The organism is Pseudonocardia sp. Cha107L01 (assembly GCF_052566575.1).
On record NZ_CP199579.1, the window covers coordinates 2,660,292 to 2,682,709 of the forward strand.

21 protein-coding genes are annotated in these 22,418 nt (G+C 71.6%); 6 read left to right on the forward strand and 15 right to left on the reverse strand.

The window, feature by feature from the left end; genetic code table 11:
- Window positions 1-438: 438 nt before the first annotated feature.
- The gene (gene greA, locus ACTXG6_RS12670; protein WP_445189988.1) at window positions 439-927 is read left to right on the forward strand and encodes a transcription elongation factor GreA; all 489 of its coding nucleotides are present in this window, start codon (window positions 439-441) and stop codon (window positions 925-927) included.
- 22 nt (window positions 928-949) lie between these two features.
- On the opposite strand, the gene ilvA is transcribed toward greA, so the two are convergent.
- Window positions 950-2,176 carry a threonine ammonia-lyase gene (ilvA, locus tag ACTXG6_RS12675; protein WP_445187976.1) on the reverse strand — a complete coding sequence of 409 codons (1,227 nt, stop codon included), beginning with the start codon at window positions 2,174-2,176 and terminating at the stop codon, window positions 950-952.
- Between the two features lie 82 nt (window positions 2,177-2,258).
- Here ilvA and ACTXG6_RS12680 point away from each other — a divergent pair, with 82 nt between their 5' ends.
- Window positions 2,259-2,510 (forward strand): hypothetical protein, encoded by a 252-nt coding sequence (locus ACTXG6_RS12680; RefSeq protein ID WP_445187977.1) that lies wholly within the window; start codon window positions 2,259-2,261, stop codon window positions 2,508-2,510.
- A gap of 124 nt (window positions 2,511-2,634) precedes the next feature.
- Here ACTXG6_RS12680 and ACTXG6_RS12685 read toward each other — a convergent pair whose 3' ends face one another.
- From ACTXG6_RS12685 to ACTXG6_RS12725, 9 genes are all read right to left on the reverse strand, one after another.
- The gene (locus ACTXG6_RS12685) at window positions 2,635-3,786 is read right to left on the reverse strand and encodes a cystathionine gamma-synthase (protein WP_445187978.1); all 1,152 of its coding nucleotides are present in this window, start codon (window positions 3,784-3,786) and stop codon (window positions 2,635-2,637) included.
- A gap of 141 nt (window positions 3,787-3,927) precedes the next feature.
- Complete coding sequence (locus tag ACTXG6_RS12690; protein ID WP_445187979.1) at window positions 3,928-5,316, reverse strand: cystathionine beta-synthase; 1,389 nt, start codon at window positions 5,314-5,316, stop codon at window positions 3,928-3,930.
- A 7-nt stretch (window positions 5,317-5,323) separates the two neighbouring features.
- Window positions 5,324-6,595, reverse strand: coding sequence for an RNA polymerase sigma factor (locus ACTXG6_RS12695; protein ID WP_445187980.1), 1,272 nt, complete (start codon window positions 6,593-6,595; stop codon window positions 5,324-5,326).
- A gap of 2 nt (window positions 6,596-6,597) precedes the next feature.
- Window positions 6,598-6,948, reverse strand: a complete 351-nt coding sequence (locus ACTXG6_RS12700; RefSeq protein ID WP_445187981.1) for a YciI family protein — start codon at window positions 6,946-6,948, stop codon at window positions 6,598-6,600.
- 256 nt (window positions 6,949-7,204) lie between these two features.
- Entirely contained in the window at window positions 7,205-7,666 is a 462-nt protein-coding gene (locus ACTXG6_RS12705; RefSeq protein ID WP_445187982.1) for a pyridoxamine 5'-phosphate oxidase family protein, read from the reverse strand.
- A 56-nt stretch (window positions 7,667-7,722) separates the two neighbouring features.
- Window positions 7,723-8,991 carry an S-adenosylmethionine:tRNA ribosyltransferase-isomerase gene (locus tag ACTXG6_RS12710; protein WP_445187983.1) on the reverse strand — a complete coding sequence of 423 codons (1,269 nt, stop codon included), beginning with the start codon at window positions 8,989-8,991 and terminating at the stop codon, window positions 7,723-7,725.
- Window positions 8,988-9,668, reverse strand: a complete 681-nt coding sequence (locus ACTXG6_RS12715; RefSeq protein ID WP_445187984.1) for an SDR family oxidoreductase — start codon at window positions 9,666-9,668, stop codon at window positions 8,988-8,990. The genes ACTXG6_RS12710 and ACTXG6_RS12715 overlap by 4 nt, the downstream gene beginning before the upstream one ends.
- A 114-nt stretch (window positions 9,669-9,782) precedes the next feature.
- Entirely contained in the window at window positions 9,783-10,400 is a 618-nt protein-coding gene (locus ACTXG6_RS12720) for a response regulator (RefSeq protein WP_445187985.1), read from the reverse strand.
- A complete protein-coding gene (locus ACTXG6_RS12725) occupies window positions 10,397-11,551 on the reverse strand; it encodes a GAF domain-containing sensor histidine kinase (protein ID WP_445187986.1) in 1,155 nt (384 codons plus the stop codon). Before ACTXG6_RS12725 ends, ACTXG6_RS12720 begins: the two co-directional genes overlap by 4 nt.
- A gap of 120 nt (window positions 11,552-11,671) precedes the next feature.
- On the opposite strand from ACTXG6_RS12725, the gene ACTXG6_RS12730 reads away from it, so the two are divergent.
- Window positions 11,672-12,268: a hypothetical protein gene (locus tag ACTXG6_RS12730; protein WP_445189989.1), complete on the forward strand. Its 597-nt coding sequence runs from the start codon at window positions 11,672-11,674 to the stop codon at window positions 12,266-12,268.
- 76 nt (window positions 12,269-12,344) lie between these two features.
- On the opposite strand, the gene trhA is transcribed toward ACTXG6_RS12730, so the two are convergent.
- A complete protein-coding gene (trhA, locus tag ACTXG6_RS12735; RefSeq protein ID WP_445187987.1) occupies window positions 12,345-13,037 on the reverse strand; it encodes a PAQR family membrane homeostasis protein TrhA in 693 nt (230 codons plus the stop codon).
- Window positions 13,038-13,185: 148 nt separating this feature from the next.
- On the opposite strand from trhA, the gene ACTXG6_RS12740 reads away from it, so the two are divergent.
- Entirely contained in the window at window positions 13,186-13,947 is a 762-nt protein-coding gene (locus ACTXG6_RS12740; protein WP_445189990.1) for an isoprenyl transferase, read from the forward strand.
- 838 nt (window positions 13,948-14,785) lie between these two features.
- On the opposite strand, the gene ACTXG6_RS12745 is transcribed toward ACTXG6_RS12740, so the two are convergent.
- The gene (locus tag ACTXG6_RS12745) at window positions 14,786-15,079 is read right to left on the reverse strand and encodes a hypothetical protein (protein WP_445187988.1); all 294 of its coding nucleotides are present in this window, start codon (window positions 15,077-15,079) and stop codon (window positions 14,786-14,788) included.
- A 311-nt stretch (window positions 15,080-15,390) separates the two neighbouring features.
- Window positions 15,391-15,732, reverse strand: coding sequence for a hypothetical protein (locus ACTXG6_RS12750; RefSeq protein ID WP_445187989.1), 342 nt, complete (start codon window positions 15,730-15,732; stop codon window positions 15,391-15,393).
- A gap of 361 nt (window positions 15,733-16,093) precedes the next feature.
- On the opposite strand from ACTXG6_RS12750, the gene ACTXG6_RS12755 reads away from it, so the two are divergent.
- Together ACTXG6_RS12755 and ACTXG6_RS12760 are read left to right on the forward strand one after the other, a co-directional pair.
- The gene (locus tag ACTXG6_RS12755; protein ID WP_445187990.1) at window positions 16,094-17,329 is read left to right on the forward strand and encodes a DUF885 domain-containing protein; all 1,236 of its coding nucleotides are present in this window, start codon (window positions 16,094-16,096) and stop codon (window positions 17,327-17,329) included.
- 474 nt (window positions 17,330-17,803) lie between these two features.
- Window positions 17,804-19,162, forward strand: coding sequence for a PhoH family protein (locus ACTXG6_RS12760; protein WP_445189991.1), 1,359 nt, complete (start codon window positions 17,804-17,806; stop codon window positions 19,160-19,162).
- A 60-nt stretch (window positions 19,163-19,222) separates the two neighbouring features.
- Here ACTXG6_RS12760 and ACTXG6_RS12765 read toward each other — a convergent pair whose 3' ends face one another.
- Both ACTXG6_RS12765 and ACTXG6_RS12770 read right to left on the reverse strand, forming a co-directional pair.
- Window positions 19,223-20,668: a GuaB1 family IMP dehydrogenase-related protein gene (locus tag ACTXG6_RS12765; protein WP_445187991.1), complete on the reverse strand. Its 1,446-nt coding sequence runs from the start codon at window positions 20,666-20,668 to the stop codon at window positions 19,223-19,225.
- 186 nt (window positions 20,669-20,854) lie between these two features.
- Complete coding sequence (locus ACTXG6_RS12770) at window positions 20,855-22,354, reverse strand: ATP-dependent DNA ligase (RefSeq protein WP_445187992.1); 1,500 nt, start codon at window positions 22,352-22,354, stop codon at window positions 20,855-20,857.
- Window positions 22,355-22,418: the final 64 nt, after the last annotated feature.

Below are 22,418 nucleotides of genomic sequence, written 5' to 3' on the forward strand. Positions count from 1 at the left end.
CTCGACGCCCAGAGGTGAGCGGGCGGCGTAGTCTCCAGCGACACACCATGAAAGGCGCGCCAACTCCATTGTCCAGGCCTCGCCGACAACTTCGGTACTCGGTGCAACCAGGGGCCTACGACAATTCTTCCCGGCCGCAATGGGGCGGTTCGGCGGGGTGCGCGTGTGACTGGTGGGACGACTGAGAAGATCCTCAAAGGCCGCCGGAGTCCCAACGACCTGCGACGTTGTCAGGTTCGGGAACTTCTGAGAGAACTCGACCGTTTGTCGAAAAACTGCGCCGAGCGGCTAACCATCGTGTTACGGTGGCCACCGCACGGCCCGGCGTCGGGTCGTGTTTTTCCATCTCAGGGCTTTGGTGCCTTGAGGCGGGCGGCCCGAGTGCGTCAAACCGACCCGCAAGCCCGCTGGTCCGGAAAGGCTGGAGGAGTGATGACCGTGACCGAGATCCAGGTGACCTGGCTTACCCAGGATGCCTACGACCGGCTCAAGCACGAACTCGATGAGCTGATCGCGAACCGGCCGGTTATCGCAGCGGAGATCAATGCGCGCCGCGAAGAGGGCGATCTCAAGGAGAACGGCGGCTACCACGCCGCCCGCGAGGACCAGGGTCAGCAGGAAGCCCGGATCCGCCAGCTGCAGGAGCTGCTGCGCACCGCGAAGGTCGGCCAGGCGCCGACCCACAGCGACTTCGCGCAGCCCGGCATGGTTCTCACCGTGCGTTACGACGGCGACGACGACGTCGAGCGGTTCCTGCTCGGCTCCCGTGAAGAGGGCAGCCACGGCGACCTGGAGGTCTACTCGCCCAACTCCCCGCTGGGTGCCGCCATCCTGGGCGCCAAGGTCGGCGAGACCCGGCAGTACCAGCTGCCCGGCGGCAGCACCATGAAGGTGACCCTGGAGGGTGCGGAGCCCTTCAAGGGCTGACCTGCAGTTTCGGGTCTGAACCTCACGCCAGCTCGACCCGGTGACCCGAGGCCCGCAGCGCATCCAGAACCTCGATGCGATGCCGTGGGCCTCGGGTCTCCGTGCGTAGTGCCACGTCCACCTCGCCGAGGGCCAGCGCGCCGGAGATCCGGGTGTGCTCCACGTCCAGCACGTTGCAGCCCAGCTCCCCGACCAGCGCGAGCAGCTCGGCCAGTGCGCCGGGGCGGTCCACCAGCCGGACCCGGGCGCTCAGGTAGCGCCCGGCCGCCGCCATGCCGTGCTGGATGACGTGCAGCATGATCAGCGGATCCACGTTGCCCCCGGACAGCACGCAGACCACCGGCGGCTCGAACCGGTCCGGATCGTCCATCAGCGCGGCGACCCCGGCCGCACCGGCCGGCTCGACGACCAGCTTGGTCCGCTCCAGGCAGTGCAACAGAGCCCGGGACAGTGAGTCCTCGCTGACCGTGATCACCTCGGTGACCAGCTCGGACAGCACCTCGAACGGTGCGGCGCCCGGCTCGGCCACCGCGATCCCGTCGGCGATGGTGGGCCGGGCCGGGGTGCGCACCGGGTGGCCGGCGGTGAGCGACTCCGGCCAGGCGGCCATCTCGGCGGCCTGCACCGCGATCACCTTGGCCGCCGGCGCCAGCTCGGCCACCGCCGCCGCCACCCCGGCCGCCAGCCCGCCGCCGCCCGTCGGTACCAGGATGGTGCGTGCCTCGGGTGCCTGCTCGCAGATCTCCAGGCCCACGGTGCCCTGGCCGGCCACCACCGCCGGGTGGTCGAACGGGTGGATGAAGTGCGCGCCGGTCTCCTTGGCGTACTGCTGGGCGGCCGCAAGGGTGTCCTGGAGAGCCGTGCCGACCAGCTCGACGTCCGCCCCGTAGCCGCGGGTGGCGGCGATCTTCGGCAGCGCGGCCCGTACCGGCATGAACACCGTGGCGTGCATGCCGAGCATGTCGGCGGCCAGCGCCACGCCCTGCGCGTGGTTGCCGGCGCTCGCGGCGACCACGCCGGCGGCCCGCTCCTCGGCGCTCAGCGCGTGCATCCGGACGTACGCGCCTCGGATTTTGAATGACCCAGTACGCTGCAGGTTCTCGCACTTGAACTGCACCGGGCCACCCACCGTGTCGCTCAGCGCGCGAGAGTAGGCCAACGGCGTGCGGCGCGCGATGCCCTCGAGCAGCGCGGCCGCCTTCCGGATAGCAGCAAGATCGACCCGGTCGGGGGAGTGCCTGGCGCCCATCGACGCATCCTCGCATCGGCAACGGGTAGCCTCAGCACCAGCCGCACCTGGTCGGTGTGTCGGCGAAATCGGGGAGGAACGCATGGTGGGGCCGAGTACCGGCGGCACACGCTGGTCGGTCGTGGTCTCGTTGCTGGTCGCCGCCGCGATGGCGGCGATCGCGTTCATCACCGTGCAGCAGGCGGGCTGCCCCAACCCGGGCCAGTACGTGGCGCGTGGCGACGGGTACGAGCTCGTCGGCGGCTGCGTGGAGCCGAACGACCTGCCGATCGCCCCGGACACGGTGCCGGCGCCGCAACCGGCCTCCGACGCCCGCTCTCCGCTGCGCCCCTGATCCAGCCAGGTTTCCGCGAGTCGGGGTTCTCAGCACACTGAGTCGGGCGTTTCAGCACATCTCAGCCGAGAGTCAGCACATCTCAGCCGAGAGTCAGCACATCTCAGCCGAGAGTCAGCACATCTCAGCCGAGAGCTTGCAGCAGGTCCTCGATCAGGTCGTCGGCGTCCTCGATGCCGACCGAGAGCCGCACCAGGTTGGCCGGCACCTCCAACGCCGAGCCGGCGGTCGATGCGTGCGTCATCTTGGCGGGGTGCTCGATGAGGGATTCCACTCCACCGAGTGACTCGGCGAGGATGAACAGCCGGGTCGCACCGCAGACCCGCACGGCCTCGGCCGCCGGGTCGTCGCCGCCGTCCGGGGCAACCTCGAAGGACACCATGCCGCCGAACCGGCGCATCTGCTTGGCCGCCACCTCGTGCCCTAGGTGCTCCGGCAGTCCGGGGTAGTACACCTTGCTGACCTTGGGGTGCCTGGCCAGCGCGGCGGCCACGCGCTCGGCGTTGTCGCTGTGCCGCTCCATCCGCACCGCGAGCGTCTTGATCCCGCGCAGTGTCAGCCAGGCGTCGAACGGCCCGGGCACCGCGCCGACCGAGTTCTGCGCGAACGCCAACTGCTCGGCGAGCTCGCTGTCGTCGGTCACCAGCGCGCCGCCGACCACGTCGGAGTGCCCACCGAGGTACTTGGTGGTGGAGTGCACGACCACGTCCGCGCCGAGCGCCAGCGGGGTCTGCAGGTACGGCGAGGCGAACGTGTTGTCGACCACCAGCCGGATGTCGGCGCTGTGCGCGACGTCGGCCAGCGCGGCGATGTCGGCGATGCCCAGCAGCGGGTTGGTCGGCGACTCGCTCCAGATCATCCGGGTGGTCGGGCGCAGGGCGGCGCGGGTGGCGGCCAGGTCGGACAGGTCGACCGGGGTGTGCTCGATGCCCCAGACCGACAGCACCTTGTCGACCAGGCGGAACGTGCCGCCGTACGCGTCGAGCGGGATGAGCAGGTGGTCACCGGGGCGCAGCGCGACGCGCAGCAGCGTGTCGGTGGTGGACATCCCGGAGCCGAAGATCAGCCCGTACCGGCCGCCCTCCAGCGCGGCCATGCACTCGGCCAGCGCGGTGCGCGTCGGATTCGCGCTACGCGCGTACTCGTAGCCGCCCCGGGTGCCGCCCACGCCGTCCTGCGCGAACGTCGAGGTGGCATAGATCGGTGGGATGACCGATCCGGTCGTCGGGTCGGGGTTCTGGCCGGCATGGATAGCCCGCGTCGAGAAGCCGCTCACGTTTGCCGACGGTACGCCGCCCCGGCCGGCGGCCTGGCGCCGGCCGGGGTGTCCAGGAACACCCGACCCGATTGTGCTGACGCGCGCGACTCGGTGTGCTGTGGGTCCCGACTCGCGGGGAGGGAATCCCCGACTCGCGGGTCAGTGGTGGGTGGCGGAGAGGAAGGCGAGGACGTCGTGCCGGGTGATCACGCCGGCCGGCTTGCCGTCGATCAGGACCAGCGCGCCGTCGCCGGCGGCCAGCGCCTTCATCGCGGCGGTGACCGGCTCACCGGCGCCGATGGTCGGCAGCGGGGCGGACATGTGCTGCTCGACGCGGTCCGCGAGGTTGGCCTGGCCGGTGAACAGGGCGTCCAACAGGTCTCGCTCGTTCACCGCGCCGACCACCTCAGCGGCCATCACCGGCGGCTCGGCGGCCACGATCGGCAGCTGGGACACGCCGAACTCGCGCAGGTAGCCGGCCACGTCGGCGACCGTCTCGTTCGGGTGGCCGTGCACCAGCTCGGGCAGTCGGCCGTCCTTGCCGCGCAGCACGTCGCCCACGGTCGCCTCGCTGGACTCCGCCGACAGGAACCCGTAGGTGGACATCCACGCGTCGTCGAACACCTTCGCCAGGTAGCCGCGGCCGCCGTCCGGCAGCAGCACGACGACCACCGCGTCCGCCGCCTCCTTGCCGGTCAGCGACGCGGCGACGCGCAGCGCGGCCACCGCCGCCATCCCGCACGAGCCGCCGACCAGCAGCGCCTCCTCGCGAGCCAGCCGGCGGGTCATGTCGAACGAGTCGGCGTCGCGCACCGCGAGGATCTCGTCGCAGATGTCGCGGTCGTAGGTGGTCGGCCAGAAGTCCTCGCCGACGCCTTCGACCAGGTACGGCCGGCCGCTTCCACCGCTGTAGACCGAGCCCTCCGGGTCGGCGCCGATGACCTTCACCCGGCCGTCGGAGACCTCCTTGAGGTACCGCCCGGTGCCGCTGATGGTGCCGCCGGTGCCGATGCCGGCGACGAAGTGGGTGATCTTCCCCTCGGTCTGTTCCCAGAGCTCGGGGCCGGTCGTCGCGAAGTGGCTGGCCGGGTTGCTCTGGTTGGCGTACTGGTTGGGCTTCCACCCGCCGGGGATGTCCCGGGCCAGCCGGTCCGAGGTGTTGTAGTACGAGTCCGGGTGCTCCGGGGCCACCGCCGTCGGGCAGACCACCACCTCGGCCCCGTACGCGCGCAGCACGTTGCGCTTGTCCTCGCTGACCTTGTCCGGGCAGACGAAGACACACTTGTAGCCGCGCCGCTGGGCAATCATGGCGAGCCCGATGCCGGTGTTGCCGGAGGTCGGTTCGACGATCGTGCCGCCGGGCTGTAGCTCACCGCTCTGCTCGGCGGCGTCGATCATGCGCAGCGCGATGCGGTCCTTCACGCTCCCGCCGGGGTTGAAGTACTCCACCTTGGCCAGCACCAGCGGCCGCAGCCCCTCGGCGACCTTGGTCAGCTTGACCAGGGGGGTGTCGCCCACCAGGTCCATGACGTGTTCCGCGTAGCGCATAGCTGCATCATGCCTGGTCGCCCAGTGCGCTCAGCCGACGCTCCAGGAACGCCCGCTCCGGCTCGTTGCCGACCAGCTCCAGGGCGCACCGGTAGGCACCCGCGGCCTCGCCGTAGCGGCCCAGCCGACGCAGCAGGTCGGCGCGGGCGGCGGGCAGCAGGTGGTAGCCGGCAAGCCGAGGATCGGCGGCCAACTGGTCGAGCAGTGACAACCCGGCCGCCGGACCGTCCCGCATGGCCACCGCGACCGCCCGGTTGAGCTCGACGAGCGGTGAGCCGTCCAGGGTCTTGAGCACGTCGTAGAGCGCGACGATCTGCGGCCAGTCCGTGCTGGCCGCGTCCGGTGCCTCGTCGTGCAGCGCGGCGATGGCGGCCTGCAGCGCGTACCGCCCCGGCGGCGTGCCGCGCAGCGCGTTCACCACCAGCCGCCCGCCCTCCTCGACCTGGTCCGGGTTCCAGCGGGTGCGGTCCTGTTCGTCGAGCAGCAGCAGCTCGCCGGTCGGCCCGGTGCGTGCCGCCCGCCGGGCGTCGACCAGCAGCAACAGTGCCAGCAGCCCGGTGATCTCGCGTTCGGCCGGCAGCAGCCGGTGCAGGATGCGGGCCAGCCGGATCGCCTCGTCGGCCAGCTCGGGACGCAGCAGGTCGTCCCCGGCGCTCGCCGCGTAGGACTCGGTGAAGATCAGGTAGATCACTCTGAGCACGCCGGGCAGGCGCTCCGGGAGCTCGTCGGTCGTCGGGACGCGGAACGGGATACGCGCGTCGGCGATCTTGCGTTTGGCCCGGACGATGCGCTGCGCCATGGTCGGGACGGGCACCAGGAAGGCCCTGGCCACCTCGCCGGTGGAGAAGCCGGCAAGGCAGCGCAGGGTGAGCGCGGTCTGCGCCTCCAACCGCAGCGCCGGGTGGCAGCAGGTGAAGAACAGCCGCAGCCGGTCGTCCGGTACGTCATCGGGTCCCGTGGCGTGGCCCGCCGAACCGGCCGGGTCGGGACCGCTGGCCGCCCGGTCCGCGTCGACCGCGAGCAACGCCAGCCGGGTGGCCAACCGCTGGTCGCGGCGCAGCATGTCCAGTGCCCGGTGCCGGGCGGTGGTGAGCAGCCAGGCGGCCGGGCTGCGCGGCACTCCGTCGACCGGCCAACGCCGCAGAGCCGACGCGACCGCGTCGGAGGCGACCTCCTCGGCCAGGTCAAGGTCGCCGAACTGGCGGACCAGCGCGGCGAGCAGCCGACCCCATTCCTCGCGGAACACCGCCTCGACGGAGTCGGCCGCTCGCCCCGTCATCGTTAGTGGCCCGTCATTTCCCAGATCGGCCGGACCTCGACACTGCCCCGCGAGGCGCCAGGGCAACGCGCCGCCCAGTCCAACGCGCTGTCCAGGTCCGGCACGTCGATCAGGTAGTAGCCGCCGAGGACCTCACGGGTCTCGGCGAACGGCCCATCGGTGACCAGCCGCTCGCCGTCCCGCACCCGCACGGTGGTCGCGGTCTCGACTTCCCGTAGTGCGTCGCCGGCCTGCTGGACCCCGGCGTCGGCGATGGCCTTCGTGTACGCGCCGTAGGCCTCCATCATCTGGTTGAACTCGTCCTCGGGCTGCGGCGGTCCGACGGGGGTGTAGATCAGCAACAGGTAGCGCATGGTGCTCCTTCATGGGTGCGGATCGGTCGGGGCCGGGTCGTGCTGGGCTGTGCTAGTTGCCGGCTGCCCATCTTGGAGACGAACGGGCCGGCGGGGAATCGACAGTGTCGGCCCAGTTTCGTGTCGGTTTTTTGTTCCGTGTCGGGTTTGGTCGTTTCGGCCGCGCCGTCGTCAGGCGCTGGGTACCCGTCGCCGAACAGTCCCGGCCGGGCCGCCGCCGAGCGGGCCGCCCTGGACCTGGTCGGTGCCGCTCCGGTTACTTGCGGCTGAACTCGCGCAACCCCCTACCCGGCCGCCAGACCTGGATGACCAGCTGATCCCCGGCCGCGTTGAGCCCGATGCGGACCACCTCGTCGATGTCCACCCGGAACCCCTGCCCCGGCTGCGGACCGGTCAGCTCATGGGTGAACACCGCGCGGCCGGCGATCTTGGCGTCGCCCTGCCAGTCGGCCGGTGCATCCTCGGGCGGGTCGACCGACGGACTGTGCAGTGCGAGCCGGGGATCGCGGGCCAGGTCGGCGCCCTTCCGGGAGCCCGGCATCGAGCCGAAGGTCAGCTCGCCGTCGCCGTCGTCGAACTCCGCCTCGATGCCACTGATCCGGGGGCCCCCGTCGGCCCGCAGCGTGGCGATCGTCTTGTGCTTGCTCTTCTCGAACACCGTCCGCACGCTGGCCGCGAACTCCGGCTCCGCCTTCTCGACCTCGTTCCAGCCCACCATGCCTCGCAGGGTGGCAGTGGACCCCGACAGTTCAGCGACCGATCCGGGCCGTTCGGTCAACGCGGCGGCAGGATCAGGTGCAGGTCGCCGAACTCGTGCCACCGGTAGCCGCCGGCCAGCGCGGCCGCGTAGGAGTCCACCAGCAGCTGCCGGCCGGCCACCGCCTCCAGCATGAGCAGGTGTGAGGCCGCCGGCTCGTGCCAGCCGGTGAGCAGCCCGTCCACTGTGCGTACGCCGCGCTCCGGGGTGATCACCAGATCGGTCCAGCCCGCGCGGGCAACCGGCCGGCCGTCCCCGGTCGGCGACACCGCGGCCGATTCGAGGGCCCGCACCACGGTCGTGCCCACGGCGATCACCCGGCCACCGTCGGCCCTGGTGGCGGCCACGGCGGCCGCGGTGGACGGCGGTACCTCGTACCACTCCGGGTGCGGCCCGTCGCCGGCCTCCAGCGAGGACACCCCGGTGTGCAGCAGCAGTCCGGCCACCTGCACACCCCGGGCGTGGAGCCGGCGCAGCACGCGCGGCGTGATCGCGCGGCCGGCGCTGGGCATCTCCGCGCTGCCGGGGGTGTCGGCATACGTGGTGCGGTACGCCGACAGTGGCCAGCGCGCCGAGACGTACCGGTAGCGGATCGGGTCGCCGTGCTCGGTGAGCCAGCCCAGCAGCGGCACCGGAGTGACCAGCTCGGCCGACCACAGCCGGCGGCTGCCGGTGGGCCGGACACCGCGCAGCACTCCGTCGCCGGCCAGCCGGATGGACTCCGCCGCCCTGTCCACCTCGGACGGCTCGCCGCCCAGTACTCCGCCGGGGCCGCCGCCGGTGCGTATCTCGACGATCCAGCGCGATCGGGTGGACGCCAGCGCGGCCGGGTAGCCGCTCGGGTCCGGCCGCGTCCGGTCGGTAGCCGGTCCCACCGCCGGGTCGAGCGTGGACAGGTGTACCTCGACGCGCTCGCCGTGCCGGGTGACGCCGGTCAGCGCGGCGGCCAGGGTGTCCGAGGTGTTCAGCACCAGCAGGTCGCCGGCCCGCAGCGCGTCCGCCAGTGCGGCCGCGTGGCGGTGCCGCGGCCCGTCCGGGCCGGCCACCAGCAGCCGCACTCCGTCCCTGGCCAGGCCGCGCACCTCGGCCGGTGCGGTGGCCAGCGCCCCGGCCGGTAGCTCGGTCGGCAGCCCGGTCGGCAGTCGGGTCGGCAACCAGGCGCTCGGCCGCCCGCCGGTCGGCAACCCGGCGCTCGCCAACCCGGTAGTCGCCAACCCGGCGCCCGCTAAACCGGTACTCGGCAACCCGGCCGGTGCATCACTCGTCAGCGCTGCCTCCCCCTTCACGCCGACACCTCGCGCAGCTGGCCCTCGGTGTAGCGGCCGGACGGCAGCGAGCCCTCGATCAGCCGGCGCAGGGCGGGCAGCACGGACTCCGGGGCCGGCCGGTCGCTGATGTCCTCGCCGGGGAACGCGGCGGCGTGCATCCGGGTGCGCATGTCACCGGGATCCACCGCGTACGCCCGCACGCCCGGCTCCTCCGCCGCGAGCACCCGGACCAGTTGATCCAGCGCTGCCTTGGAGGCCCCGTAGCCGCCCCAGCCGGGGTAACCCTCGACGGCGGCGTCACTGCTGATCGCCAGTACCCGCCCGGCGGCGGCGCGCAGTGCGGGCAGGGCGAGCTGGACCAGGCGCAGCGGGGCCACCACGTTCGTCTCCAGCACCGCGCGCAGCTCGTCCAGCCGGTAGCCGGCCAGCGGTGGCAGCGGGACCTGGCCGAGGGAGGACGCGTTGAGTACCAGCAGGTCCAGCCGCCCGCCGGCGGCCGCGACCAGCTCGGCGCGGTGCGCCTCGTCGGTGATGTCGCCGGGGTGGACCTCGGCGTTCGGCCAGCCGGCGGCGGCCTCGTGGAGCTCGGCGGCGGTGCGGGCGTCCACGACGGTCCGCCAGCCGCGCCGGGACAGGTCTTCGGCGAGCGCCCGGCCGAGCCCGGTGGACGCTCCGGTGATGATCGCTGTTGGCATACCTCCACGCTGCGCGCGTTGCCGGCCGCCGCCCTCGGCCGCTGGCCCGGACCTACCGGGACCTTGGTCCTAGGACTCGTGAGTGGCGAGTGGTCCGCTGAGACCACTCGCCACTCACGGGGTCACCCCGTCGCGGACGGCGAGCAGGGCGGCCTGGGTGCGGTCGGCGACGCCGAGCTTGGCCAGCACCGCGCTGACGTGCGTCTTCACCGTCTTCTCGGACAGCACCAGCTCGCGCGCGATCAGCCGGTTGGACAGCCCGAGGGCGATCAGCCGCAGTACCTCCCGTTCGCGCGGGGTGAGCGGGTCGGCGGCGGCGCTGACCTGGCGCAACACGGTGGCCGCAACCGTCGGGTGCAGCGGCGACCCGCCGGCGTACACCGAGCGCAGCGCATCGGCGAGCTCGGCGGGCCCGACGTCCTTGAGCAGGTAACCGGCCACCCCGGCGCGGACCGCCGGCAGCACCGAGTCCTGCCCGGCGAACGAGGTGAGCACGACGACCTTGACGTCCGGGTGTGCCGCCCGCAGCCGGCGGACCGTGTCCACCCCGCTCATCCCGGGCAGCACCAGGTCCAGCAGCACGATGTCCGGGGCCAGCCCGGCGACGAGGGCGAGCGCCTGCTCACCGCTGCCGGCCTCACCCACCACCGCCATGTCCGGCTGCAGCTCCAGGAAGGTGCGCAGCCCGGCGCGGACCAGCTCGTGGTCGTCCACCAGCAGCACTGTGATCACGAGAGTGGCACCTCGCAGGTGACCGCGGTGCCGGCGCCCGGCGCGGTGTCGATGCGCAGCGTGCCGCCCAGCGCCTCGGCCCGCTCGCGCATGCTGGTCAGCCCGAGCCGCCGCGTTGTGCGCAGCGTGGCAGCCAGGTCGAACCCGCCGCCGTCGTCGGTGACCACCAGCCGCGCGGCCTCGCCCACCTCCAGCGACACCGCCACCTCCAGCGAGACCGACACCCGCGCCTCGCCGGCGTGCCGCAACGCGTTGCCCAGCGCCTCATTGCCGATCTTCAACAGCTCCCGTCCGAGCACCTCGTCCAGCGGTCGGGACACCCGCGTGTGCAGCACGATGGGTGTCCCGTGCACCGCGCGCAACAGGTCGACCCGGGTACGCAGCGCGCTGGCCAGCCCGTCCCGACCCAGCTCGGCGGGGCGCAGGGTGTCGACCAGCTCGCGCAGCTCGTCCAACCCGAGCTGGGCCAGGTCGCGCACCCGGTCCAGTTGGCCGGTCAGCCCGTCCGGGGCCGCCGGTCCGGCCAGCGTGACCGCCGACTCCGCCGCGAGGCTCAGGCTGAACAACGTCTGGGTGACCGAGTCGTGCAGCTCGCGGGCGATCCGGGTGCGCTCGGCCACGATGGACAGCTCGCGCAGCCGCTCCTGGCGTTGCGCGGTGACCACCGCGAGCGCGGCGTGCCCGGCCAGCGCCTCGACCACCCGCAACGCGGCGTCGGAGAACTCCGGCCCGCCGGCCGGGTTGGTCAGGAAGAGCTCCGCGACCACCTCGCCGCCGGCCAGGATGGGCACGGCGAGGAAGGCGACCATGTCCGGGTGGGCGGCCGGGTAGCCGAGGAAGCGGGGGTCGGCCCGGATGTCCGCCAGCCGCAGCGCGCGCGGTTCGCACAGCACGGCGCCGAGCAGGCCGTGGGTGCGGGGCAGCGCGCCGATCCGGGCCCAGGTCGCACTGTCGACCCCGGCGGTGAGGAACCGCTCGAAGCCCCCGGCGCCGTCCGGCACCCCGATCGCGGCGTAACCGGCGCCGGTCAGCTCCCTCGCCGCGTCGACGACCTGCCTCAGCACCGGTTCCACCTGGCGTTCCGTGCCGAGCCGCAGCACCACGTCGAGAAGCCGGCGCAGGGTGACCGACTCGGCGTCGGTTGTGGTCATGTCGGCCATCCTCGTCCCGCCGGGCCCGACGGTGGGTCGAATTTCTCCGCCAATGTACGGATGTATCTGTGTAATACTGTAAGCAGAGACGATAGATGGAGGCCGGCGATGGTCGGACGAATGCATCGAGGATGGTCGGGACCGGGCCGAGGGCCCGGCAGGGGACAGGGCCGTGGCGGTTGGCAGCAGGCCGATCTGCCGCCGGCCGAGGACGCGGCGGGGTGGCTGCACGGCCGGCTGCCGGACGGCTGGTTCACCGGCGCCCCAGAGGTACGGGTGGACCGGGAAGAGATCCTGATCGTCGGCGAGCTGCCGGCGCTGGACGAGGAGTTCACCGACGACGACGCCGGGCGGGCCAACCGGGCCGCGGCGGTGGCCGGACGTATCGCCAGGTTCCGGGAGCAGACCCGGGACGAGCGGATCGACATCGCCCTGCAGGCCCAGCACCGGTACCGCCGCAAGGTGGCCTGGGGAGCCCGTCTCGGCGAGGTCGAGGAGCTGTTCACCACGCTGTCCGTGCCGGTGATGACGCGGCTGCGCCAGCCGGAGCGGATCGTGCTGGACACACTGGTCGACGCCGGGGTGGCGCGGTCCCGGTCGGATGCGCTGGCCTGGGCGGTCAAGCTGGTCGGCGAGCACGCGGACGACTGGCTCACCGAGCTGCGCACCGCGATGTCGAAGGTGGATGAGCTGCGGGGGCAGGGCCCGACCAGCTGACGCGCTGGCTGGTGAGTGGTATTGGTCCTGAGTGGTACTGGTCGCACTGGCGACCAATACCACTCACAGAGCCTCCCTAGCCGGAGAAGCTGGCCAGCACGAACCAGATGGCGACGTAGTGGCACAGCGCGGCGAGCACGGTGGCCGCGTGGAAGAACTCGTGGAAGCCGAAGGTGGCCGGCCACGGGTCGGGCCACTTGACGGCGTAGCAGACCGCGCCCAACGTGTAGAGCGCCCCGCCGGCAAGCAACAGCACCAACGCTGCCACTCCGACGTGGTGCAACAGGTCGGGCAGCACGAAGACCGCGACCCAGCCCAGCGCGAGATAGATCGGTACGCCGACCCAGCGCGGCGCGCGCGGCCACGCGAGATTCAGGGTCACCCCGCCCAGCGCGCCGGCCCACACCACCGCGAGCACGACCCACCGCGTGGTCGGGGGCAGCGCCATCGCGGCCACCGGGGTGTACGTGCCGGCGATGAACACGAAGATCATCGAGTGGTCCAGCCGGCGCATCCAGGACCGGGTGACCTCACTGCGCCAGGCGACCCGGTGGTAGAGCGCGCTGATGCCGAACAGTCCGAGCACGGTCCCCGCGTACACCGCAACCGAGACCACCGCGAGCGGAGAACCGCTGGTAGTGACGGTGGCGGTGACCAGGGCGGCCCCGGCGGCCATCGAGAAGACGAATGAAGCCTGATGCAACCGGCCCCGCAGTCGGGGCTTGGCGCCCCTCGGGAGCAGGGTGTCGGCGGCGGTCCCGCTGGTCACGCTTCGAGCGTACGGCACACCGGGCGGCCATCGCGCCACGGTCGAGTGGAATGGACCGGTCACCGCGGCTGACCGGGGCGCTGAGCAGGCCGAGCGGGTGATTGGCTGTTCGATCACAGCGATCGGCGTACTCTTTCCTCCCGTGGGCCTGCGCAACCTGCTGTACTCCGCTTACGAGCGGAAGTTGCGGCGTCAGCTGGACGGTGCCCAGCGCCCCCGGCACGTGGGTGTGATCCTGGACGGGAACCGGCGCTGGGCGCGGGATGCCGGCCTCCTCGATGTCAACGACGGGCATCGAGCCGGCGCATCCCGGATCACCGAGCTGCTCGGCTGGTGCCGGGACAACGATGTCGAGGTGGTCACGCTCTGGCTGCTGTCCACCGACAACCTGAACCGGCCCGATGCCGAGCTGCGCCCGCTGCTGGACATCATCGTCGGCGTGGTCGACGAGCTGAGCGGGCCGGGCCGCTCCTGGCGGGTCCGGGTGGTCGGCGCGTTGGACCTGCTGCCGGGGGACACCTCGGCGCGCCTGGTCAGTGCCGCGGCCCGTACCCAGCAACGCACCGGCATGCAGGTGAACATCGCGGTCGGCTACGGCGGCCGGCGGGAGATCGCCGACGCGGTGCGCAAGCTACTGCTCAGCCACGCCGAGAACGGCACCTCGATCGAAGAGCTGGCCGAGGTACTCGATGTGGACCACATCGCCGAGCACCTCTACACCTCGGGCCAACCCGACCCGGACCTGGTGATCAGGACGTCGGGGGAGCAGCGGCTGTCCGGGTTCCTGCTGTGGCAGTCCGCGCACTCGGAGTTCTGGTTCTGCGAGGCGTACTGGCCGGAGTTCCGCCGGGTCGACTTCCTGCGCGCGCTGCGCGACTACGGGATTCGGCACCGCCGCTTCGGCTCCTGACCGCCCGAAGGGCCAGTTGCGGCTCAGTGGGTAGCGGCTCGGTGGGTTGCGGCTCGGTGGGTTGCGGCTCGGTGGGTTGCGGCTCGGTGGGTTGCGGCTCGGTGGGTTGCGGCTCATTGGAATGGCGGCTCAGTGGACCTTCCGGTCTGCGCGGCCGGTGCGGCAGCGGCCGGGAGCGGCAGCGGCCGGTACAGCAGCGCGTGGGGGCGGCGCGCGGCGAACTCGGCTGGCACAGACCTGCTGCGTGCCGCACAGACGTTGCACGGTCTGCGCCGCGGGTGGGCGGTCTGTGCCGCAGGCAGGGCCGCAGTGGGGTAGGGCAGCCGTGCGACTGGGGTCGCAGCGACTGACACCTCGGCCCTGTGGATAACTCGGCTGCGACGCCGCGCACCTTGCGTGGACGTCGCGCACGGTGCGAGGTGCGCGACGTGCACGGGAGATGCGCGACGTGGTGTCGCAAGAGGCGCGGGAATCACGCAACGTGCGCGGGAACTAGCGCGTGGAAGGTCCGTGGGGCGAGTGGCGAGTCCGGCGCTGGTCGCCTTGGCGAAGCCGGCCGCACAGACGCTGTCAGTGCGGCACAGACGCTGCACATTCTGTGCGGACCGCGGGCGGTCTGTGCGACCGCGAGGGGGCTCAGCCCCCTATGGCTGTGCGGACGGCGGGCGGTCTGTGCGACGCGAGGCGGCTCAGCCGACTACGGCTGTGCGGACGGCGGGCGGTCTGTGCGACGCGAGGCGGCTCAGCCCACTACGGCTGTGCGAACCTTCCAGACCCGGACATACAAGAAGGGCGCCGGACTCGAGGTCCAGCGCCCTTCCCGCCTAGCTGAGCAGACTCAGTCGTCGTCGCTGCTGCCAGCGCTGTCGACGGCCTTGTTCTTCTGGTGGCACTCACCGTCGTGGGAGTCGCTGTTCTTCTGGTTCTTGGCCAGCACGCCCAGAACGCCCTCGATGACCGAGTTGTTGCACGCCTGGATCGGCACCTGAACGGCGCTGTCCTGGACGTTGACCAGGCCAACCTGGCCGTGCGCACCATCGAGAATCCCGTGACCGTCTGCAAAAGCAAGCGGGCTCACGGCGAGCAGCCCGGCAGCGGCGGCCGCCACCACGATTCCAGCCTTCTTCAGCACAGTTACTCTCCTGTTCAATCGGCGGCATCGCTCGACGACCGCCATCGTTGTCAGCGGTGATTGGGGAGCCCTCGCTGACAACTTGAATATAGCGGAGCCTGTCCACGATTCCTACTCGGACACCGAAATTGGGTCCCGCGGCTATCTCGTAAAGGTTACGGCCCTATCGGGTGAACCGAGGATTTAACGGGATCGGACAGTAAAAAGCCCGACAGCGGACCGGTGAGGTCCGCCGTCGGGCTCAAAGTCTTGCCTGCCCTCGGGGGGAGCGTGCTCCGTCGAGGCGGAGCGCGTTAACGAGGGATCAAACCTCAGCCGTGGTCGTCAGAGTTCTTCTGGTTCTTGGCGAGAATGCCGAGGACACCCTCGATGACCGAGTTGTTGCAGGCCTGGATCGGCACCTGGACGGTGGTGTCCTGCACGTTGACCAGGCCGCCCTGCGCGTGAACGCCGTCGGCCTTGTCCTTCGAGCTGTTGTCCTGGTGGCAGCTCGCGCTGTGGTCGTTGTCGTTGTCGTCGCTATCGCTGCTGTGGTGGTGGTGGTGACCGTGACCCGAGTCGTAGTCGCCGGCGAATGCCAGCGGGCTCAATGCGAGCACACCGGCGGTCGCGGCCGCCAAAACAATTCCAGCCTTCTTCAGCACAGTGTTCATCTCCTGATTGAGTCTACCGACGCCGTTAAGACGACGGCCCCCTTCACGACGTCAGCGATGCCTGGGGAGCCCGCGCTGACTGGGTCGAAACTACTGCTGAGTCGAGCACACGCAAAACCTCGTACCACTATCGTGTGACTTGACGTGTTTTGGATTAGTTATTCCCTCAATTAGGTGACTTTTGCCGTGGAATACCTGGGCAATTGTCGCCAAATGAGCACGCTCTGTAGTCGACTCTCACTCGAACGGCCCAACAGAGGTAAGGGCACCCTTGCCTGACGGAGAGCCTGGTATTGATTCGTGCGGGGGAGCGATTGATTGTGTGTCCGAGTAGCATCTCGCGGCCGTGGATTTGGACGCGTTGGCACGAGCCTACGTGCTGCTGGGACTGCGCAGCGATCGGCTGGTACCCGGCCTGGTCGATGCCCATACCGGCGCTGTTTCCCTGCGCCGGCAGGTGGCCAGCGAGCCCCGGCCGAGGGTGGACGAGCTGCTCCGTGAGGCGGCCCGGCTGAGGACTGAACTGCCGTCCGCCGAACCCTCCGCCGAACTGCCCTCCGCCGAACTGGTGCCCGGGCGGCGCGACTTCCTGGACCGGCAGCTGACCGCGCTGGACTGCTCGCTGCGGCGGGCGGCGGGGCGGGCGCCCGGGTTCCGCGCCGAGCTGCGCGCCTACTTCGACACCGACGTCGAGCTGGGCGAACCGGACTCCTACCGGGCGGCCCACGCCGAGCTCGCCACGCTGCTACCCGGCGGCGGGCCGCTGGCCGCGCGGATGGCCGCCTACCGCAAGGCGGAGGAGCTGCCGGTCGAGTGGCTGGGGCCGGCGATCCGAGTGCTGTCCGGCGCGCTGCGCGAGGTGACCCGGAGCCAGCTCGAGCTGCCCGCCGAGGAGACGGTGACCTACGAGATCTCCTCGGACCGCCCGTGGAGCGCCTTCAACCACTACCTCGGCGGTCACCACTCGCGCGTGGTGATCAATTCCGAGACCGGGCGGCGGGCCTCGCAGTTGCCGCACCTGCTGGCACACGAGGCCTATCCGGGGCACCACACCGAGCGGTGCCGTCGGCACACCGTGCTGGTGCAGCGGGGCGGGTGCGTCGAGCACTCCCTCTTCCTGCTGAACAGCCCGCAGTGTCTGCTGTCCGAGGGGCTCGCGGACCTGGGGCTGACCGCGGCGATCGGGCAGGCGTGGGGGCGCTGGGCGGCCGAGGTGCTGGCCGAGTCGGGCGTCCGGTTGGACGGCGAGCTGGCCGAGCGGGTGGAGCGGGCGAGTGCCGCCCTGCTGGCGGTGCGCCAGGACGCGGCTCTGATGCTCTACGAACGGCACGCCGACCTCGACGAGGTGGTCGACTACCTGAGTCGCTGGCTGCTCGTGCCCGACTCCCGGGCCCGCCAGATGCTGCGGTTCCTCACCCATCCGCTGTGGCGCAGTTACACCACTAGCTATGTGGAGGGCGTCCGCCTGCTCGGTGCGTGGCTGGACGCGCGGCCGGCGGGGCAGTCCGCGTTGCTCCGGTTGTGTCGGCTGCACGACGAGCCGCTCACTCCGCGTGCGCTGCGGGCCGATCTGGGTTGGCCGGAGCCAGCGGGCTGACCTGCGGTTAGCACGGCCAAGCAGTTCGGCGATGAATCGAATGTGAACGCTGGGTAAGAATCTTCGATCATCATCTCGTCATGCGGTTGACGCTGAGCGACGAGCGGTAGCCCATCCCGGTATTTGGCCTAACCCGATCACGGAAAGTGTGCGGATTTGTTGACCAAATCCCGCTCGTCGCCGGTAGCGTTGCGAGTGGCGGACCGTATCCGATGCGGGCCGCCCGGGAGGCCCTGATCGTGGCTGTCACGAGCACGGGGGGGCCGGCACCCGGCCCTCGCGGCCGTGGTGGAGGGCGTCGGTGAAGTTACTGACGCCCGAGGCCGCGTCCGAACAGGGTCGGCCGGCCCACCACCAGTGCGGGCGCGGTGCCGTGCCCGCGAGGGAGAAGCCGTGACTGCACGACGTCCCGCCTCGAGCTCGTCCCCGACCGCCGCCTCCAGTGGCGTAACCGGGGCTGGTACCACTTCCGCCATCGCGACAGGCCCCGTCACCCCGGCCAACCGCTTGTTGCAGACGGACGCTCGCTGCTACGTCCTCGACACTTCGGTCCTTCTGTCCGACCCCTGGGCAATTACCCGATTTGCCGAGCATGACGTAGTGCTTCCGCTAGTGGTCATCTCTGAGCTGGAGGGCAAGAGGCACCATCCGGAACTGGGCTGGTTCGCCCGCGAGGCATTGCGGCTGCTGGACGACCTGCGCATCCGGTACGGACGGCTGGACACCCCGGTACCGATCGGCGAGGGCGGCGGAACCGTCCGCGTCGAGCTCAACCACACCGACCCCGAGGTGCTCCCCTCCGGGTTTCGCACGGACAGCAACGACAGCCGGATCCTGGCCTGCGCGCTGAACCTGGCGGCGGAGCTCGAGGACGCCGGAGTCGTGCTGGTCACCAAGGACATGCCGCTGCGGGTCAAGGCCGCCGCCGTCGGGCTGGTTGCCGACGAGTACCGCGGGCAGGATGTGGTGCCGTCCGGCTGGACCGGCCTGGCCGACGTGGAGGTGCAGTCCTCGGAGATGGTGAACGCGCTGTTCCGGGACGGCTCCATCGAGTTGGAGGGCACCGAGCTGGAATGGGTCCGCGAGCTGCCCTGCCACACCGGCCTGAAACTGGTCGGTTCCGGTACGGCCGCCCTGGCCAGAGTGGGCCCGGACAAGCGGATCAAGTTGGTGCGCGGCGACCGCGAGGCCTTCGGGCTGCACGGCCGCTCCGCCGAGCAGCGGATCGCGCTGGACCTGCTGCTGGACCCCGACATCGGCATCGTGTCGCTGGGCGGGCGCGCCGGCACCGGCAAGTCCGCGCTCGCGTTGTGCGCCGGGCTGGAGGCGGTGCTGGAACGTCAGCAGCACCGCAAGGTGGTGGTCTTCCGCCCGGTGTACGCGGTCGGCGGTCAGGAGCTCGGCTACCTACCCGGTAGCGAGAGCGAGAAGATGGCGCCCTGGGCCCAGGCTGTCTTCGACACCCTCGGCGCACTGGTCAGCTCCGAAGTGGTGGAGGAGGTACTGGCCAGGGGCATGCTCGAGGTGCTGCCGCTGACCCATATCCGGGGCCGGTCACTGCACGACGCGTTCGTCATCGTGGACGAGGCGCAGTCGCTGGAGCGCAATGTGCTGCTCACCGTGCTGTCCCGGTTGGGCACCGGGTCGCGGGTGGTGCTCACGCACGACGTGGCACAGCGGGACAACCTGCGGGTCGGTCGGCACGACGGCGTTGCGGCAGTGATCGAGAAGTTGAAGGGTCACCCGCTGTTCGCGCACGTCACGCTGGCCCGCTCGGAACGCTCCGCGATCGCCGCGCTGGTCACCGAGATGCTGGAAGGGGACGTCGCCTAGCAGACCCCGTGAGTGGCGTTGGTCGCGCTGGCGACCAACGCCACTCACAGGTCTCACGGTCTAGGGCCTCGGCTCGCCCTCGGCGAAGCCGGAGGGGGACTGCACCCCGAGCACCGCTCCGGTGTGCAGCTCCTCGAGAGTGCGGGCGCCGGTGTACGTGCAGGTCGACCGCACGCCGGCGCAGATCTCGTCGAGTAGGTCCTCGACACCGGGGCGCAGCGGGTCCAACATCATCCGGCCGCTGGAGATGCCCTCCTCGAACAGCGCCTTGCGGGCCCGGTCGAACGCACCCTCACCCCGGGTGCGCGCGGTGACCGCCCGCTTGGACGCCATCCCGAACGACTCCTTGTACTGCCGCCCGTCCGCGTCGCGCATCAGGTCGCCGGGTGACTCGTAGCTGCCGGCGAACCAGGAGCCGATCATCACCGCGCTCGCGCCGGCGGCCAGCGCCAGCGCCACGTCCCTGGGGTGGCGGACCCCGCCGTCCGCCCAGACGTGTCGACCCAGCTCGCGGGCCGCCGCGGCGCACTCGGCCACCGCGGAGAACTGCGGCCGGCCGACCCCGGTCATCATCCGGGTGGTGCACATGGCGCCGGGGCCGACGCCGACCTTGACGATGTCCGCGCCCGCCGCGACCAGGTCCCGCACGCCGTCGGCGGTCACCACGTTGCCGGCCACCAGCGGCACGGCCGAACCCATGCTGTCCACCGCCGCCCGGACGGCGGCCAGCGCGGTGAGCATCTTCTCCTGGTGACCGTGCGCGGTGTCCACCACGAGCAGGTCGACCTCAGCCTTGACCAGCGCGGTGGCCTTCGTCGCCACGTCCCCGTTGACACCGATCGCCGCCGCCACCCGCAGCCGTCCGCCGTCGTCCAGAGCGGGGCGGTAGATGTCCGCGCGCAGGGCACCGAGCTGGGTCAGGATGCCGGCCAGCTGGCCTTCCCCGTTGAGGGCGAGCGCGACCCGCTCCGTGCGGTACTGCAGCGCGTCGAACACCTCGCGCGGCGGGGTGTCCAGCGGCAGTGTCACCGGGTCCGGCGCGAGCACCTCGGACAGCCGGGTGAACCGGTCCACCCCGGCGCACGCCGCCTCGTCGACGGTGCCCAGCGGCCGGCCGTCGCCGTCCACCACCACGACGGCGTCGTGGGCGCGCTTGGGCAGCAGGTTGATCGCGTCGGCGACCGCCTGGTCGGCGGTGAGCACCAGCGGGGTGTCCCAGACCGGGTGCCGCGACTTGACCCAGGCGACGATGTTGGCGACCGCCTCCGGGGCGACGTCCTGCGGGAGCACGGTGAGCGCACCGCGGCGGGCCAGCGTCTCGGCCATCCGCCGGCCGGCCACCGCGGTCATGTTCGCGGCGACCACCGGCACCCGGGATCCGGAGCCGTCGGGGCTGCTCAGGTCGACGTCGAACCGGGATGTCACCGCCGAGCGGCGGGGTACCAGGAAGACGTCGTCGTAGGTCAGGTCGCGGGAAAGGCCGTCGTGGCCGGGGAGGAACCGCACGAGACGTGAAGGTTAATCGGCGAACGTGAGAACAGGTACCCAAACGTTTGGGTAATGAGTTCGTCTCTCGGCCAGCTGTGGGACGGTTGCAGCTCGTCACCGGCCGGGCGGTGCGCTGAGATCCGCGACTCGGTGTGCTGAGAGCCCCGACTCGGTGTGCTGAGAGCCCCGACTCGTGGGGGTGGGTTAGTGCAGGAGGGCGCGGACGGCGTCGATGGTGTCGGCGTCGCCCGCGGCCTTGTCGGGGCGGTAGCGGAGCACCCGGGCGAACCGCAGCGCCACGCCGCCGGGATACCGGGTGCTGGCCTGCGCGCCGTCCAGCTCGATCTCCACCACGAAGTCCGCCGGGAGGCGCACCACGTGCCCGTCGTCGCTCAGTGCCCGGGCGGAGAACTGCTCGGTCTGCCAGCTGAGCAGCTCATCGGTCATGCCCTTGAACGTCTTGCCGACCATCACCGGCGGCCCGCCGTCCGGGTCGCGCGCGCCGAGGTGGATGTTGGACAGCTTGCCGGTGCGGCGCCCGTAGCCCCACTCGACGGCGAGCACGACCAGGTCGAGGGTGTGTGCCGGCTTCACCTTCTGCCACGCCTTGCCGCGCCGACCGGCCGCGTACGGCGAGCCCAGCGACTTGACCATGACGCCCTCGTGGCCGGCCTCCAGGGCCTCGTCGAGCAGGGTGGCGGCCTGCGCGGCGGTGGCATCGAGCAGGCCGGGCATCCGGTGCGGGCCGGCGACCTTCTCCAGCGCCTCGAGGCGTTCGCGCAGCGGTGCGTCCAGCAGGTCGACCCCGTCCAGGTGCAGGCAGTCGAAGAACCGGGGCCGCAGGGTGCCGGCGCTGGTGTTGCGCATCGTCTCCTGGAACGGGCGGGGCCGGCCGTCGTCGGTGAGTGCCAGCGACTCCCCGTCCAGCACCACGGCGCGACACGGCAGCGCCCTGGCCAGCTCGACCAGCTCGGGGACCCGGTCGGTGATGTCGCGCAGCGAGCGGGTGAACACGTGGACCTGATCGTCGTCGCGGTGTACCTGGATGCGCGCCCCGTCCAGCTTGTACTCGACGGTGACCCCGCCGGCGGCGGCGAGCTCGGCCACCGCGCCGGCCAGCGTGTCGGCCGGGGAGGCCAACATCGGCCGGATGCCCCGGCCCACCTCCAGCCGGAAGGCGGCCACCGCCTCGGCCCCGTCCACCAGGGCCGCCCGCGCGGTCGCCGGCAGCGAGCCGGACAGCATCAGGCCGCGGCGCACCTGCTCGGACGGGATCCCGGCGGCCACCGCCACCGCCTCGGTGAGCACGCCCTCCAGGGCGCCCTGGCGGAGCTCGCCGGTGAGCAGCCGGAACAGGAACCGCTGCTCGTCCTCGGTGGCCGCGCCGAACAGGCCCGTCAGCAGCTCCTTGCGGCGCCGGGCCGATCCCGCGCCGGAGCTGGTGGCGAGCTCGGCCAGCACCTCGTCCACCTCGGCGAGGGTGAGCCCCGGAAGCGCGGCGGGCGGCACCGCCAGCCCCGCCAGGGTGCGCCATCCGGTGCCGAGGCGGCCCTGGCGGGGCTCCCCAGCCAGCCAGGACACCGCCGCCTCGATCTCGGCCGGGGCGAGCGCTCTCAGCAACCCGGCCAGTGCCTCCACCTTCGCCTTGCGCGAGCGGGTGCCCCCCACCGTGGCGGAGGTGGCCACCAGCTCGGCGAACAACATGCGGCGATCCTGCCAGCCGGCACCGACAGAATCACCGGCCCCGGCGCGCGCCGGCCACCCAGCG

Coding starts and splice junctions, on each gene's coding strand:
- ACTXG6_RS12695 (WP_445187980.1), bottom strand. CDS start 6,595: ATGACGGGGCGAGCGGCCGACTCCGTCGAGGCGGTGTTCCGCGAGGAA.
- ACTXG6_RS12690 (WP_445187979.1), bottom strand. CDS start 5,316: ATGCGCTACGCGGAACACGTCATGGACCTGGTGGGCGACACCCCCCTG.
- ACTXG6_RS12700 (WP_445187981.1), bottom strand. CDS start 6,948: ATGCGCTACCTGTTGCTGATCTACACCCCCGTCGGACCGCCGCAGCCC.
- ACTXG6_RS12715 (WP_445187984.1), bottom strand. CDS start 9,668: ATGCCAACAGCGATCATCACCGGAGCGTCCACCGGGCTCGGCCGGGCG.
- ACTXG6_RS12725 (WP_445187986.1), bottom strand. CDS start 11,551: ATGACCACAACCGACGCCGAGTCGGTCACCCTGCGCCGGCTTCTCGAC.
- ACTXG6_RS12705 (WP_445187982.1), bottom strand. CDS start 7,666: ATGGTGGGCTGGAACGAGGTCGAGAAGGCGGAGCCGGAGTTCGCGGCC.
- ACTXG6_RS12680 (WP_445187977.1), top strand. CDS start 2,259: ATGGTGGGGCCGAGTACCGGCGGCACACGCTGGTCGGTCGTGGTCTCG.
- ilvA (WP_445187976.1), bottom strand. CDS start 2,176: ATGGGCGCCAGGCACTCCCCCGACCGGGTCGATCTTGCTGCTATCCGG.
- ACTXG6_RS12730 (WP_445189989.1), top strand. CDS start 11,672: ATGCATCGAGGATGGTCGGGACCGGGCCGAGGGCCCGGCAGGGGACAG.
- ACTXG6_RS12770 (WP_445187992.1), bottom strand. CDS start 22,354: ATGTTGTTCGCCGAGCTGGTGGCCACCTCCGCCACGGTGGGGGGCACC.
- ACTXG6_RS12750 (WP_445187989.1), bottom strand. CDS start 15,732: ATGAACACTGTGCTGAAGAAGGCTGGAATTGTTTTGGCGGCCGCGACC.